Source organism: Blastomonas sp. AAP53 (genome assembly GCF_000331245.1).
Lineage (GTDB): Bacteria > Pseudomonadota > Alphaproteobacteria > Sphingomonadales > Sphingomonadaceae > Blastomonas.
The window spans coordinates 1-13,103 of sequence record NZ_ANFZ01000016.1; the positions used below are offsets into that span (position 1 = coordinate 1).

General features: G+C 65.4%; 15 protein-coding genes. 6 read left to right on the top strand and 9 right to left on the bottom strand.

Annotation, left to right across the window (positions count from 1 at the left end; genetic code table 11):
* The 6 genes from D618_RS19910 to ribB form a co-directional block, all read left to right on the top strand.
* Positions 1-284: hypothetical protein (locus D618_RS19910; protein WP_040370806.1), on the top strand; the 284-nt coding region annotated here is incomplete at its 5' end.
* On the top strand, positions 281-3,367 hold the full coding sequence (locus D618_RS0113705) for a CHAT domain-containing protein (protein ID WP_017672099.1): 3,087 nt from the start codon (positions 281-283) through the stop codon (positions 3,365-3,367). The genes D618_RS19910 and D618_RS0113705, both read left to right, overlap by 4 nt.
* An 87-nt stretch (positions 3,368-3,454) precedes the next feature.
* Positions 3,455-3,805 (top strand): hypothetical protein, encoded by a 351-nt coding sequence (locus D618_RS0113710; protein WP_017672100.1) that lies wholly within the window; start codon positions 3,455-3,457, stop codon positions 3,803-3,805.
* Entirely contained in the window at positions 3,802-4,785 is a 984-nt protein-coding gene (gene ribD / locus D618_RS0113715; protein WP_017672101.1) for a bifunctional diaminohydroxyphosphoribosylaminopyrimidine deaminase/5-amino-6-(5-phosphoribosylamino)uracil reductase RibD, read from the top strand. The genes D618_RS0113710 and ribD overlap by 4 nt, the downstream gene beginning before the upstream one ends.
* A gap of 32 nt (positions 4,786-4,817) precedes the next feature.
* A complete protein-coding gene (locus D618_RS0113720; protein WP_026091675.1) occupies positions 4,818-5,441 on the top strand; it encodes a riboflavin synthase in 624 nt (207 codons plus the stop codon).
* A gap of 58 nt (positions 5,442-5,499) precedes the next feature.
* Positions 5,500-6,783: a 3,4-dihydroxy-2-butanone-4-phosphate synthase gene (ribB, locus tag D618_RS0113725; protein WP_017672103.1), complete on the top strand. Its 1,284-nt coding sequence runs from the start codon at positions 5,500-5,502 to the stop codon at positions 6,781-6,783.
* 19 nt (positions 6,784-6,802) lie between these two features.
* On the opposite strand, the gene D618_RS0113730 is transcribed toward ribB, so the two are convergent.
* From D618_RS0113730 to D618_RS0113770, 9 genes are all read right to left on the bottom strand, one after another.
* The gene (locus D618_RS0113730) at positions 6,803-7,156 is read right to left on the bottom strand and encodes an iron-sulfur cluster assembly accessory protein (protein ID WP_017672104.1); all 354 of its coding nucleotides are present in this window, start codon (positions 7,154-7,156) and stop codon (positions 6,803-6,805) included.
* Positions 7,153-7,641, bottom strand: a complete 489-nt coding sequence (locus tag D618_RS0113735) for a DUF59 domain-containing protein (RefSeq protein ID WP_017672105.1) — start codon at positions 7,639-7,641, stop codon at positions 7,153-7,155. Before D618_RS0113735 ends, D618_RS0113730 begins: the two co-directional genes overlap by 4 nt.
* Positions 7,642-7,646: 5 nt before the next feature.
* Positions 7,647-8,870: a SufS family cysteine desulfurase gene (locus tag D618_RS0113740; RefSeq protein WP_026091676.1), complete on the bottom strand. Its 1,224-nt coding sequence runs from the start codon at positions 8,868-8,870 to the stop codon at positions 7,647-7,649.
* A complete protein-coding gene (locus tag D618_RS0113745) occupies positions 8,870-9,631 on the bottom strand; it encodes a SufD family Fe-S cluster assembly protein (protein WP_017672107.1) in 762 nt (253 codons plus the stop codon). The genes D618_RS0113740 and D618_RS0113745 overlap by 1 nt, the downstream gene beginning before the upstream one ends.
* On the bottom strand, positions 9,631-10,371 hold the full coding sequence (gene sufC, locus D618_RS0113750; protein ID WP_017672108.1) for a Fe-S cluster assembly ATPase SufC: 741 nt from the start codon (positions 10,369-10,371) through the stop codon (positions 9,631-9,633). The genes D618_RS0113745 and sufC overlap by 1 nt, the downstream gene beginning before the upstream one ends.
* Positions 10,358-10,594, bottom strand: coding sequence for a hypothetical protein (locus tag D618_RS0113755; protein ID WP_017672109.1), 237 nt, complete (start codon positions 10,592-10,594; stop codon positions 10,358-10,360). The genes sufC and D618_RS0113755 overlap by 14 nt, the downstream gene beginning before the upstream one ends.
* 61 nt (positions 10,595-10,655) lie before the next feature.
* The gene (locus tag D618_RS18475) at positions 10,656-10,928 is read right to left on the bottom strand and encodes a hypothetical protein (RefSeq protein WP_152414746.1); all 273 of its coding nucleotides are present in this window, start codon (positions 10,926-10,928) and stop codon (positions 10,656-10,658) included.
* 35 nt (positions 10,929-10,963) lie between these two features.
* A complete protein-coding gene (gene sufB, locus D618_RS0113765) occupies positions 10,964-12,460 on the bottom strand; it encodes a Fe-S cluster assembly protein SufB (RefSeq protein WP_017672111.1) in 1,497 nt (498 codons plus the stop codon).
* Positions 12,457-12,915 (bottom strand): SUF system Fe-S cluster assembly regulator, encoded by a 459-nt coding sequence (locus tag D618_RS0113770; protein WP_017672112.1) that lies wholly within the window; start codon positions 12,913-12,915, stop codon positions 12,457-12,459. The genes sufB and D618_RS0113770 overlap by 4 nt, the downstream gene beginning before the upstream one ends.
* Between the last annotated feature and the right edge of the window lie 188 nt (positions 12,916-13,103).

A 13,103-nucleotide genomic window follows, 5' to 3' on the forward strand; every position in this document is an offset into this window, starting at 1 on the left:
CCGGCCCGACGACGGTCGTCCATGCCGGCCCGCCACCACCCAAGCCCGCCGCAGAGCGTGAAGCCGAGCGCGAGCAGGAAGAGGCAGAAGCGGCCGCCGAAGAGGCCGCCCGCGGCGAAGCGGCCCCGCGCCGTCCGATCATGCCGCCGGTGACCATCGTCAACACCCGCCGCCTGGGCGTCGAGCCGGTCATCGACGAACCGGTGACCAGCGGCGGCAACCCCAACCTGCAGCTGGACCAGCCGCTTCCCAATCCCCTGCCCGATACCGGAGGACAGCCATGATCCGCACTTCGACCCAGCCGCGCGGCTTGCGGCGCTCCGCCCGGCAGGCAGGCAGCGCGATGCTTGCACTGGCCGCTGCCATCGCCTCTCCCGCGCTGGCGCAGGGTGAGGACTCGATCGCGCTGCGTGACAGCTTCCGGGTCGGCACCGCAGGCGTGCTGTGCACCGCGCAATATCGCCCGACCGATCCTGTACTGACCAGCATGTTCGATCGGGGCTATCGCGTGGTGTGCCGCGATGCCGCGAGCCCTGTGGCATCGCTCTATGCACTGCGCGGCGGCGAGGGCGACCGGCTGGACAGCTATCTGCAGATGCTGGCCACGCGGCTCACCTGCGCAGACAAGCAGATCACCGAGGTCGAGGCTGTGGGTGGCGCAACGACCATCGAATGCCGCGATCCCAAGGCACAGGTCGATTACCGCGTCTATGTGGCGGTGCGCGGCGAGACGGTGTTCGTCGCCGAAGGGCTGTCGGGTTACGATTCGGCGCTGAAGCTTGCGCTGGCCTCGCTGGTGACCGATCGCGCCGCGACGGGCGCGGTCGATGTCGCCACCACCAGCGTCAGCGATCCTGCCGCATTCGCGCGCATCCAAGCCGGCACGCTCGATGAGGAATCGGCCCGCGTCGAAGCCTATGTCCGCAACAATTACGGCGCCTATGCCGAATCCGCCGAGTTTTTCGAAACCCTCGCCGCGCGCGAGCAGGGCGGTACCGAGCGCACCGCCGAATTCCTGGCCAACCAGGCGCTGCAGCAATCGAACATGGGCGATTTTGCCACCGCCGGCGCGCTGTTCGCGCGCGCGGACCGGCTCGTCGCCTCCAGCGATGGCGTGACCCAGCGCATGATCCGCAACTTCCGGGCGATCGACGCGATCAACCAGCGCGACCCGCAAGCGGCACTGGCGGTGCTCGACCGGCCGGTATCGATCGACACCGACATGATCGGCGAGGCCAGGCTGTCGCAGGGCGAGATCACCAAGATCCTGGCCGACCGGATCAACCGCGAAAATTCGGGTCTCAAGCGGCTGGGCGGCGTCGATTCGAGCCTCACCGGGGCTGAGCGGGCCCAGATCCTCGACGGGCAGGCGCTGCTGCTGCGCGGCACGGCGCTGCGGCTGGCGGGGCAGAGCGGCTCTGCCCTGACCGCATTGCAACAGGGCATCGACATGATCGTGGCGGTGCGCAACGGGCGCATCAGCTCGACCGGATGGCTGCGCGCCGAAGTGGCGACGCAGCGGGCGCTGATCCAGGAATCGCAGGGCGATTTTGCCAGTGCCCGCGCCGGATTGGCAGAGGCGCTCAACATCTACCGGCTGGATTATCCGCAATCCCCCGGCCTGCTCAGCGCCAAGGCGCGGCTGGCCGCATTCCTGGCGCGGCGCGGCGAGGCGGAGGCCTCGATCGCGATGTACGACGAACTGGTGGCAGAGGGCGAGGCCGTGCCCAGCGCCCGCGCGACGATGAAGGAGATGCTTGGCCCCTATTTCGCGCAGCTCGCCGTTCGGGCCGATGGCGACGCATCGGTCGCGGCGCGGATGTTCACCGCCAGCCAGCTGCTGCAGCGCCCCGGCGTTGCGCAGACCCAGGCGGTGCTCGCGCGTGAACTGTCCGAAGGCAATGACGAGGCGTCTGCGCTGTTCCGCCTGGCGGTGACGCGCACCCGCGAGATTTCGCGCACCAGCGCCGAGATCCAGCGCCTCGAGGCTTTGCCGGCCCCCACGCCCGAGGACACCGCGACGCTGGCGCTCGCGCGCGAATCGCTGACCACGCAGCAGAACGAACAGACCGCGCTGCAATCGCGGCTGGGCCAGTATTCGCAGTATCGTGTGCTCTCGCCGACATCGGTGACGCTGGCGGAACTGCAGAAACTGCTCGGCCCGCGCGAGGGCTATTACAAGGTCAGCTTTGTCGGCCAGAAGGTGTACGGCCAGCTGATCACCGCCGACAAGGTTCGCACCGTCAGCATTGCGCTGACCCGCGCCGATCTGGACAAGACCGTTGCCAAATTGCGCGATTCGATCGTGGTGATCGAAAACGGCCAGCCGACCAACTATCCGTTCGATGTGGTCGAGGCGCGCAAGCTGTATGACGCACTCTTCCCCGGCCTGACCCAGGACCTGGCGAGCATCGAGCATCTGGTCTACGAGCCCGATGGCGCGCTGTTGCAGCTGCCGCCGGGGCTGCTGGTCGAGGACCAGAAGGGCGTCGATGCCTATCTGGAGCGGTCTGCCGCGCTCGATGCCGATCCGTTCGACTTTACCGGTGTGGCCTGGTTCGGCCGCGATCGGCGCTTCTCGATCGCGGTGTCGCCGCGCTCGTTCGCCGATGTGCGCACTATCGCGCCGGCACGCGGCAAGCAGGCGTATCTGGGCGTCGGCGAGAATGCACCGCCACCCGAACGGATCCGCATGGCGTCTGCCAGCCGCGAGGCCGATTGCGAATGGCCGATCAACACCTGGCTCGACCCGATTGCACCGGGCGAGCTGAAGCTGGCCCAAAGCGTGCTGGGAGCGAATCGCGCGAATGTGATCACGCAGGCAGATTTCAGCGACACCGCGCTTCTGGGCCGCGATGACCTGGATGATTACCGCATCCTGCACTTTGCCACGCACGGCCTGGTCACTGCACCGCGCCCCGAATGCCCGGCGCGCCCGGCGCTGGTGACCTCGTTCGGCGATGCAAGCTCGGACGGGCTGCTGAGCTTCAAGGAAATCTTCGACCTCAAGCTCGATGCCGATCTGGTGATCCTCTCGGCGTGCGATACAGCGGGCCTTGCCACCGTCTCGGCCTCGCGCGAGGCGGGGATCGAGACCGGGGGCAATTTTGCGCTCGATGGTCTGGTCCGCGCCTTCGTCGGTGCCGGTGCCCGCTCGGTGCTGGCGAGCCACTGGCCGGTGCCGGATGATTTCAACGCGACCGAGAACCTCATATCCGCCCTGTTCAAGGCCAGCCCCGGCACCGCGATGAACGCATCTCTGGCGCAGGCGCAGCGGATGGCGATGGACGATCCGCTGACATCGCACCCCTATTACTGGGCCGCGTTCATCCTGCTGGGCGACGGCACCAAGCCGCTCGTCCAATAGGCGCGCAGCAGGCGTGTCCACACCGCGCACGCCGGACCGAGGATGCCGATACTGGTCAAGACGGGCAAAGCCGCCTATCTTGGGCCTATGGGATTCTTTCGTGACATTTCGCCGATCCGCGCCGTGGGTGACCTCAAGACCTACTGGTTTGACCAACAGGACCACAAATGGCGGTTCCTGCTGGCTGCGCTCGCTGCGACCTCGACCATCTTTGCGGCCTTTTTCAGCGAGTCGGGCTTCGAGGTCGAGTGGAAGCGGCCCGAGATCACCTGGGTGACCAGCTTCGAGCCCGGACGGAGCGATACCGAGATCGCAGCCGAGAATGTCGCCAACCAGGAACGCAAGGAAAGGCTCGAAGCCGAGCGGCTGGCGCGCGAGGAAGAGCGCAAGGCGCAGTACCGCCGCCTGGCCGAACAGTTCGGCATGGATACCGAGTGATCGCACCCGCCCGGTCCGATACTGACTGGATGCGCGCGGCCATTGCGTTGGCGCTCCGGGGCCGGGCGCTGTCCAGCCCCAACCCCTCTGTCGGCTGCATCCTGGTGCGCGACGGCCGTGTCATCGGGCGTGGCTGGACGCTGGTCGGCGGCAGGCCGCATGCCGAGGCGATGGCGCTGGAGGCGGCTGGAGATGCCGCACGCGGCGCGACCGCCTATGTCACGCTGGAGCCCTGCGCGCATGTGAGCGAACGCGGCCCTGCCTGCGCAGACGTGCTGGTCGCCGCCGCCGTCGCGCGCGTCGTGATCGCCGTGCAGGACCCTGATCCCAGAACCAATGGCAGCGGCATTGCCCGGTTGCGGGCCGCAGGCATTGAGGTGGTGACCGGAGTCGCCGAAGCGGAAGCCAGCACATCGCTGGCGGGGTTCCTGACCCGCCATAGGCTCGGCCGCCCGTTCGTGACGCTCAAGCTTGCCACCTCGCTCGATGGGCAGATTGCGATGGGCGACGGGTCCAGTCGCTGGATCACCGGCGACGAGGCGCGCGCGCATGCGCATCTGGAGCGCGCGCATCATGACGCGATTCTGGTCGGCGGCGGCACCTTTCGTACCGATGCCCCCCGGCTCGATGTGCGGCTTGCAGGGATCGAGCATCGCTCCCCGCGCCGCGTGCTGCTCAGCCGGATGGGCGATGCACCGCCGGGGTGGACCGCGCTCGCCTCGCCGCACGATATTGCGTCGCTTGTCGGCACCGACTGGCTGATGGTCGAGGGCGGAGCGGAAGTCGCGGCGGCATTTCTGGCCGAAGACATGGTCGACCGGCTGCTGCTGTATCGCGCGCCGGTGCTCATCGGCCAGGGCCGCAGCGCGCTGGGCGACATCGGGCTGAGCGATCTTGCGCAGGCGCATGGCCGCTGGCGGCTGGACGACACACGCCTGCTTGGCAACGACCGGATGGAAAGCTACCAGCGGATGCGCTGACGCAGCCCCGCTTGAAGGACACAGAGACGACCATGTTTACGGGAATCATCACCGATATCGGCACGATCGACCAGGTCGAACAGCGCGGCGACCTGCACGCGCGCATCCGCTGCAGCTATGACATGACCGGGGTCGCCATCGGCGCGTCGATCGCGTGCTCCGGCGCGTGCCTGACCGTCACGTCGAAGGGCGAGGACTGGTTCACCGTCGATATTTCGGCCGAAACCGTCAGCAAGACCAGCGCCGGTCGCTGGGAGACAGGCACGCGGCTCAACCTGGAGCGCGCGCTCAAGATCGGCGACGAGCTGGGCGGGCACATCGTTACCGGCCATGTCGACGGCATGGGCGCGGTGGCGGCACGCGAATCCGAGGGCGATTCGATCCGATTCACCATCTCTGCCCCCCAGGCACTGGCACCCTATATTGCCGCCAAAGGGTCGATCACCGTCGAGGGCGTATCGCTGACGGTCAACAGCCATGCCGACCAGCCCGATGGCAGCGTGCATTTTGGCCTGAACATCATTCCGCACACCTGGCAGATGACGACACTGGGCGATCTGCAACCGGGCGATCCGGTCAATCTGGAGATCGACGTGCTGGCGCGCTATCTGATGCGGATGAACGAGGCGAATGCGGCAAGATCCATTCCAATGTGATATGCACTTTACGACGCACATTATGGTGTGATACCGGAGTCCCTGAAGGGATATTCCGATGTCAGCACAGCTTATCGAACGGATCGTTGAAATCATTGAAGCCGGCCAGGAAAGCCGCGCCGGGCTGGCGCGCGCCGCAGGGCTGCATGCCAATTCACTGCGCAAGCTCGGCGAACCCGACTGGAACCCCACTGCCGATACCCTGGGCAAGCTCGAGCGCTATCTGTCGCGCGATCCCGCCGGCGTCATGGCGACCGCAGAAGAGATCATCAACGAGGCCCGCAACGGCCGCATGTACATTCTGGTCGATGACGAGGATCGCGAGAACGAGGGCGATCTGATCATCCCCGCGCAGATGGCAACGCCCGACGCTATCAATTTCATGGCCAAATACGGCCGCGGCCTGATCTGCCTGGCCATGACCAAGGACCGGGTCGAGACCCTGGGCCTCAACCTCATGTCGCGGCACAACGGCACCCGGCACGAAACCGCGTTCACCGTCTCGATCGAGGCGCGCACCGGGGTCACCACCGGAATCAGCGCCGCCGACCGCTCGCGCACCGTCACCGTGGCGATCGATGCCGCCAAGGGCCCCGAGGAAATCGTCACCCCGGGTCACGTCTTCCCACTCATGGCGCGCGATGGCGGCGTGCTGGTGCGCGCCGGCCATACCGAGGCTGCGGTCGACGTGTCCCGCCTAGCGGGTCTCAACCCCTCGGGCGTGATCTGCGAGATCATGAATGATGATGGCACGATGGCGCGTCTCGACGACCTGATCGAGTTTGCGCATATCCATGGCATGAAGATCGGCACGATCCGGGATCTCATCGCCTATCGGCGCCGCCACGACCATCTCGTCGAAAAGCGCGCCGAGGTCCGCTTCACCAGCGAATTCGGCGGCGAGTGGAAGGCAATCGTCTTCTACAACAAGGCCGAGAAGACCGAGCAGACTGTGCTGCAAAAGGGCCATGTCGATCCCGACAAGCCGACTTTGGTACGCATGCACGTGCTCAACCCGTTTGCCGACATATTCGGCGAGACCGGCGCACGATCGGGGCTGCTGGAACGGGCGATGGAAATTATCGGCGCAGAAGGTTCGGGCCTGGTGGTGCTGCTCAACCGGCATGGCATCAACAGCCTGAGTCAGGCGATCCGCCTGAAATCGGGCGAGGAGCTGCCCGATATGGAGGAGCTGCGCGATTATGGCATCGGCGCGCAGATCCTGACCGAAATGGGCGTGCAGGACATGGTGCTGCTGACCAATTCGCATCACAGCCTGGTCGGCCTGGACGGCTATGGCCTGTCGATCGTCGGCGAGCGACCGATCACGCCTGAGGCCTGAGGCCCAGCCCGCGGCTGCGTCAGACGGTGAAGCTCTCGCCGCAGCCGCAGGCACCCTTGGCATTGGGGTTGGCGAACACGAAGCCTGCCGTGAAATCATCCTCGACCCAGTCCATGACCGATCCGATCAGGTACAGCACCGATCCGCCATCGACATAGAACACCCCGCCCGGGGTTTCGATCTTCTCGTCGAACTTCGCCTCTTCGGTGACATAGTCGACCGAATAGGCAAGGCCCGAGCATCCGCGGCGCGGGGTTGACAGCTTCACCCCGATCGCGTCTTCGGGCGCGGTCTGCATGAGATGCGCAATCCGCGCTTCTGCCGACGGGGTCAGCGTCAGCGCGGCAGGGCGCGTGCGGGTTGTCGTGGTCATAGCATTCCCATTTCAAGCTTGGCCTCGTCAGACATCTTGCCCGGGTCCCATGGCGGGTCCCAGACGAGGTTCACCTCGGCATGGCCGACGCCCGGAACACCGCCGACCTGAAGCTCGATTTCACCGGGCATGGATTCGGCCACCGGGCAATGCGGCGTGGTCAGCGTCATGGTGATGATCGCATGGCCATCGTTCACCTCGACGCCATAGATCAATCCCAGGTCATAGATGTTCACCGGGATTTCCGGATCGTAGATGCTCTTGAGCGTGTCGATCACCGCTTCGTAGATTGCGCCGCCCGGTTCGCCCGGCGCCGTGCCCTGCGGTGTTTCGCTGAGGAAACCGTCAAGATAGTCGCGCTTGCGTGCATAGCGCTCGCCCGCGCTTTCGGGGCCGGCGGTATCGATCGCCATATCGACGCGCGCCTTGGGCGGTTTTTCCACCGCATCCACCTGCTCTGCCATGATCTTTCCCGTCTCGCTCATATCACTCATCCGAAAATCCTGCGTACCCGATCAAGCCCGCGCACCAGCGCCTCTACATCATCACTGCTGCTGTAGACGCCAAAGCTGGCGCGAGCGGTCGCGGGGACACCAAGGTGATCCATCAGCGGCTGGGCGCAATGATGCCCGGCGCGGATCGCGACGTTCGCCTCGTCCAATATGGTGCCGATGTCGTGCGGGTGCACCCCCTGCATTTCAAACGACAAAATTCCCGCACTGTCCTTCGGCCCGAACACGCGGATCGTGTTGATCCCTGCCAGCGCCTCCTGCGCCTCCGCCACCAGCGCACATTCGTGCGCGTGGATCGCACCGACGCCGATCGCCTCGACATAGTCGATCGCGGCCGCCAGACCGACAACGCCTGCGATATGCGGCGTCCCGGCCTCGAACCGCTGCGGCGGCGGGGCGTAGGTGGTGCGCTCGAAACTCACCCGGTCGATCATCGCGCCGCCGCCCTGCCAGGGCGGCATCGCCTCGAGCAGCGCGGCCCTGCCCCACAGCACGCCGATGCCGGTCGGGCCGTACAGCTTGTGCGCGCTGTAGACATAGAAATCGCAGCCCAGTTCCGCGACATCGACGGGCAGGCGCGGTACCGCCTGGCAGCCATCGAGCAGCATCAGCGCACCAACATTGTGCGCAAGCGCCGCCGCACGCTTCGCATCGAGCACGCTGCCGAGCACGTTGGAGATATGCGCCAGCGCGACCATCTTGTGCCGCTCGGTCAGCATGGCCTGCATCGCGTCGAGATCGATCTGGCCGTCCTGCGTCAACGGCGCAACGTCGATATGCGCGCCGGTGCGCTCTGCCACCATCTGCCAGGGTACGATGTTGCTGTGATGCTCGAGCTGGCTGAGCATGATGCGGTCGCCGGGCTTGAGGTTGGTCAGGCCCCAGCTGTGCGCGACCAGGTTGATGCCCTCGGTCGCGCCGCGCACGAACACGGTTTCATCCTCGCGCCCGCCGATGAAGCGCGCCGCCTTGGCGCGCGCATTTTCATAAGCGATCGTCATGTCCGCCGAGCGCGCATAGACGCCGCGGTGCACGGTCGCGTAATCCGCGCCATAGGCACGGGTGATAGCGTCGATCACGAAGCGCGGCTTCTGCGCGGTGGCGGCGGAATCCAGATAATGCCAGGGCTTGCCGTCGCCGGTGACGAGGCCGGGGAACTCGGCACGGTGGTCGAGCAGGCGGGTGGGGGCGAGCGTCGCCATCATGCCAGCCCCTCGAGCGCAGCCAGCGCGCGCGTCTCGATCGTCTCGCGCGCGGCATCGTCTTCCAGCGAAACGAACGCATCGGCGATGAAAGCCTGCAGCATCAGCTTGCGCGCGATGCTCGGGGGAAGCCCGCGCGCGGCCATGTAGAACAATGCCGCCTTGTCGAGCTCGCCCACGGTCGCGCCATGTGCGCATTTCACGTCGTCGGCATAGATTTCCAGCTCGGGCTTGGCGTTCGCGGTCGCGGTGCGATCGAGCAGCATGGCTTTCACCGACTGCGAGGCATCGGTCTTCTGCGCATGCCGCGCCACGGCGACCTTGCCGAGGAACGATCCCGTCGCATGTCCCGCCAGCACCGATCGCACGACCTGATTGCTGGTCGCATTGGGGTGCGCGTGGTTGACGCTCGTGACGATCTCGAGCGTCTGGTCCGCATGGCCCAGGATCGCGCCACCCATCTCGAAATGCGCGCCTTCGTGCAGCAGCACGTTGACGCTCATCCGGCCATAATCGGCATCGGTCGCCAGCAGGTGCAGCGCGAAGGTCGCGCCCGCTTCGATCACGACGTCGAGGTCGGTGATCGAGACGCCCGACATTGCCACCGGCAGCACGATCTGTTTCGACAGCGTTTCACCCGCAGGAACAATGATGCGCTCGGGCCCCTGCGGCACATCGCCCCAGACGCGCGCGAGCGCATCGAGATCGGCATAGCGCCAGGCCTCGTCCTTGCGGGTGGGGAGCGGGATGACGTTGGTCATCACGCCACCGCCTCATATCCCTGCTCTTCGAGCTCGAGCGCCAGCTCCGCGCCGCCGCTGCGCACGATGCGACCACCGGCGAGAACGTGCACGAAATCGGGCTTCACCAGATCGAGCAGCCGCTGGTAATGCGTGATCAGCAGCACCGCCTTGTCGGGCTTGCGCATGATACTGTTGATGCCTTCGCCGACGATGCGCAGCGCGTCGATGTCGAGCCCGCTGTCGGTCTCGTCGAGCAGGGCGAGCTTGGGGTCGATGATCCCCATCTGCACCATCTCGTTGCGCTTCTTCTCGCCGCCCGAAAAGCCGACGTTCACCGGCCGCTTGAGCATGTCCATGTCCATCTTGAGCAGCCCTGCCTTTTCCTTGGCCAGCCGGATGAACTCCGCGCCCGACAGCGGTTCTTCGCCGCGCGCACGGCGCTGCGAATTGAGGCTCTCGCGCAGGAACTGCAGGTTCGAGACGCCGGGGATCTCGACCGGATACTGGAAGCCGAGGAACAGGCCGGCTGCGGCGCGCTCGTGCGGTTCTAGGGCGAGCAGATCCTGCCCGTCGAACGTCGCGGAACCCTCGGTAACGTCGTATCCGGGCCGTCCGCCAAGCGTATACGCCAGCGTCGACTTGCCCGCGCCGTTCGGCCCCATGATCGCGTGGATTTCGCCTGCGTTGATGGTGAGTGAGAGGCCCTTGAGGATCGACGTTTCACCGACTTGGGCGTGGAGGTTTTCAATCTTGAGCATGGGATACAATCTTCATCCTGGTCGTCTTGTAGGGGGCACCGTTGGCATCATAGGTCGTCCATATGTCGACCTGCTCGCCCCGGTTGAAATGACCGGATCGCTTCAGCGACCCGTCCTTGCGATACCATTCCCAGTATCCGTGAAATTTCCCATCCAGCATCTGGCCCTTCGCGCAGACGGTGCCTTGCCGATGGTATTCGATATGATCGACCGCGCCGCTCACCCGACGCTCCTCTCAAGCATAATCGTCCCCGACACGGGGAGGGTTTGGGATGCATGGCCCGTCATTCGCTCTTCTCCGCAGCACTGCGGCGGTCCTGGTAGAACGCCAGCACCTTGTCGGTGGCGCAATCGGCCAGCGGCTGGCGCTTGACCGCGCCCTCGACCATGCAAGTGCCGATCGACTCGCAGGCATAGCCGTCGATCACCGGATCGCCGCTGGAGACGCGAACGCGGCAGCTTTTCAGCACGCCTTTCTTGCGCGACAGCCGCAGCTTGATGCGCTTCATCCGTTCGGCGACCACGACGATCTCGTCCGCCGGGGCGGGCGGTGCCATCGCGGGCTGCATGAGGGACAAGGCGGCGAGCAGGATCAACCGACCGAGCCTTCCAGCGAAATCCCCAGCAGCTTCTGCGCTTCGACCGCGAATTCCATCGGCAGCTGCTTGAGCACCTCGCGCGCGAAGCCGTTGACGATCAGCGCCACCGCGTCCTCGGACGAAAGCCCGCGCTGCATCGCGTAGAACAGCTGGTCATCGCTGATCTTGCTGGTCGTCGCCTCATGCTCGATCTGCGCCGAAGGATTGCGCACCTCGATATAGGGCACGGTGTGCGCGCCGCACTGGTCGCCGAGCAGCAGGCTGTCGCACTGGGTGAAGTTGCGCACGCCCTCCGCGCCGGGCGCGACGCGCACCAGCCCGCGATAGGTGTTGTTGCTGCGCCCCGCGCTGATCCCCTTCGACACGATGGTCGAGCGCGAGCCCTTGCCGTTGTGGATCATCTTGGTGCCGGTATCGGCCTGCTGGTAGTTGTTGGTCACCGCGACCGAGTAGAACTCACCGACGCTGTCCTCGCCGTTGAGCACGCACGACGGGTATTTCCATGTCACAGCAGAGCCGGTCTCGACCTGCGTCCAGCTGATCTTGGAGCGCGCGCCCTGCGCCAGCCCGCGCTTGGTGACGAAATTGTAGATCCCACCCTTGCCCTCGGCGTCGCCGGGGTACCAGTTCTGCACGGTCGAATATTTGATCTCGGCATCGTCCATCGCGACCAGTTCGACGACGGCGGCGTGCAGCTGGTTCTCGTCGCGCTGCGGCGCGGTGCAGCCTTCAAGGTAGCTGACATAGCTGCCCTTGTCGGCGATGATCAGGGTGCGTTCGAATTGGCCGGTGTTCTCCGCGTTGATGCGGAAATAGGTCGACAGCTCCATCGGGCAGCGCACGCCTTCGGGGATGTAGACGAAAGTGCCGTCGGAGAAGACCGCGCAATTCAATGTCGCGAAATAGTTGTCGCGCACTGGCACGACCTTGCCCAGCCACTTCTTGACCAGATCAGGATATTCGCGGATCGCCTCGCTGATCGACATGAAGATCACGCCGGCGCGGCTCAGTTCCTCGCGGAACGTGGTCGCGACAGAGACGCTGTCGAACACCGCATCGACCGCGACGCGGCGCGCGCCCTCGACATTGGCGAGAACCTTCTGCTCTTCGATCGGGATACCGAGCTTCTTGTAGACCTCGAGGATCTCGGGATCGACCTCGTCCAATGAGCCCAGCTTGGGCTTGGCCTTGGGCTCGGCGTAATAATAGGCGTCCTGATAATCGATCGGCGGCACGTTGAGCTTGGCCCAGTCGGGCGTCTCGAGCGTCTGCCAGATGCGGAACGCCTTCAAGCGCCAGTCGAGCATCCATTCGGGCTCGTTCTTCTTGGCGCTGATATAGCGCACGGTGTCTTCGGTCAGGCCCTTGGGTGCCATTTCCTGTTCGATCGCGGACGAAAAGCCCCACTCATAAGTGCTGGCCTTTTCCGCCGCCGCCCATGCATCCGCATCGCGGGGCTTGGTGTCGGTGGGAGAGTTATCGTCGGTCAAGAGACGGTCCTTTTGAGATCGAGCTGGTGTTCGGGACGGGTAGCGTCCGGAATGTGCTGGCCCAGGCTGGCGAGGGTCACGCTGGACAGTGCCGCGCGGATGGTGCGGTTGACGATCTGCCAGTGCGGACGGACGTGGCAGCTGCCTTCCATTGCGCAATCGCTGGCGTGATCGCCCGCGCAGACGGTGATTTCGATCGGGCCATCGACTGCTTCGACGATGTCCGCCAAAGTGATGGCAGCAGGCGGGCGCGACAGGCGAAACCCGCCGCCCGCGCCACGCACCGATTCGATCAGGCCCGCAGCCGACAGCTTGCTCACCAGCTTCTGCGCGGTCGGCAGAGGCAGGCCGGTCTCGGTCGCCAGAACCCGGGCATTGCACCGCATGCCGCCGCAATGGCGGGCAGCGGCGCTCATCAGCACCACGGCATAATCGGCAAGACTGGACATGCGCATAAGGCTTGACCCGCTAATCGGAGTGAATCGTTCCGATTAGGGAGATGGCGGTTTTGGGCTGGAAAATCAAGGGTGAAGATGGGAGCGCCCGCAACTGCACAACATCGCCCGCACATCATGGCTCCCCTCCCTGGACAGGGAGGGGCTGGGGGGGGGTCGTCTGCACGGACCCTGCATCTGGACGCCTA

Excerpts from the sequence above, each read along its gene's own strand:
- D618_RS0113730 (WP_017672104.1), bottom strand. The coding sequence starts at position 7,156 with ATGACCACGACAACCCGCACGCGCCCTGCCGCGCTGACGCTGACCCCG.
- D618_RS0113710 (WP_017672100.1), top strand. The coding sequence starts at position 3,455 with ATGGGATTCTTTCGTGACATTTCGCCGATCCGCGCCGTGGGTGACCTC.
- D618_RS0113745 (WP_017672107.1), bottom strand. The coding sequence starts at position 9,631 with ATGACCAACGTCATCCCGCTCCCCACCCGCAAGGACGAGGCCTGGCGC.
- D618_RS18475 (WP_152414746.1), bottom strand. The coding sequence starts at position 10,928 with ATGGCACCGCCCGCCCCGGCGGACGAGATCGTCGTGGTCGCCGAACGG.
- sufC (WP_017672108.1), bottom strand. The coding sequence starts at position 10,371 with ATGCTCAAGATTGAAAACCTCCACGCCCAAGTCGGTGAAACGTCGATC.
- D618_RS0113720 (WP_026091675.1), top strand. The coding sequence starts at position 4,818 with ATGTTTACGGGAATCATCACCGATATCGGCACGATCGACCAGGTCGAA.
- D618_RS0113735 (WP_017672105.1), bottom strand. The coding sequence starts at position 7,641 with ATGAGCGAGACGGGAAAGATCATGGCAGAGCAGGTGGATGCGGTGGAA.
- D618_RS0113770 (WP_017672112.1), bottom strand. The coding sequence starts at position 12,915 with ATGCGCATGTCCAGTCTTGCCGATTATGCCGTGGTGCTGATGAGCGCC.
- ribB (WP_017672103.1), top strand. The coding sequence starts at position 5,500 with ATGTCAGCACAGCTTATCGAACGGATCGTTGAAATCATTGAAGCCGGC.
- D618_RS0113705 (WP_017672099.1), top strand. The coding sequence starts at position 281 with ATGATCCGCACTTCGACCCAGCCGCGCGGCTTGCGGCGCTCCGCCCGG.
- D618_RS0113740 (WP_026091676.1), bottom strand. The coding sequence starts at position 8,870 with ATGGCGACGCTCGCCCCCACCCGCCTGCTCGACCACCGTGCCGAGTTC.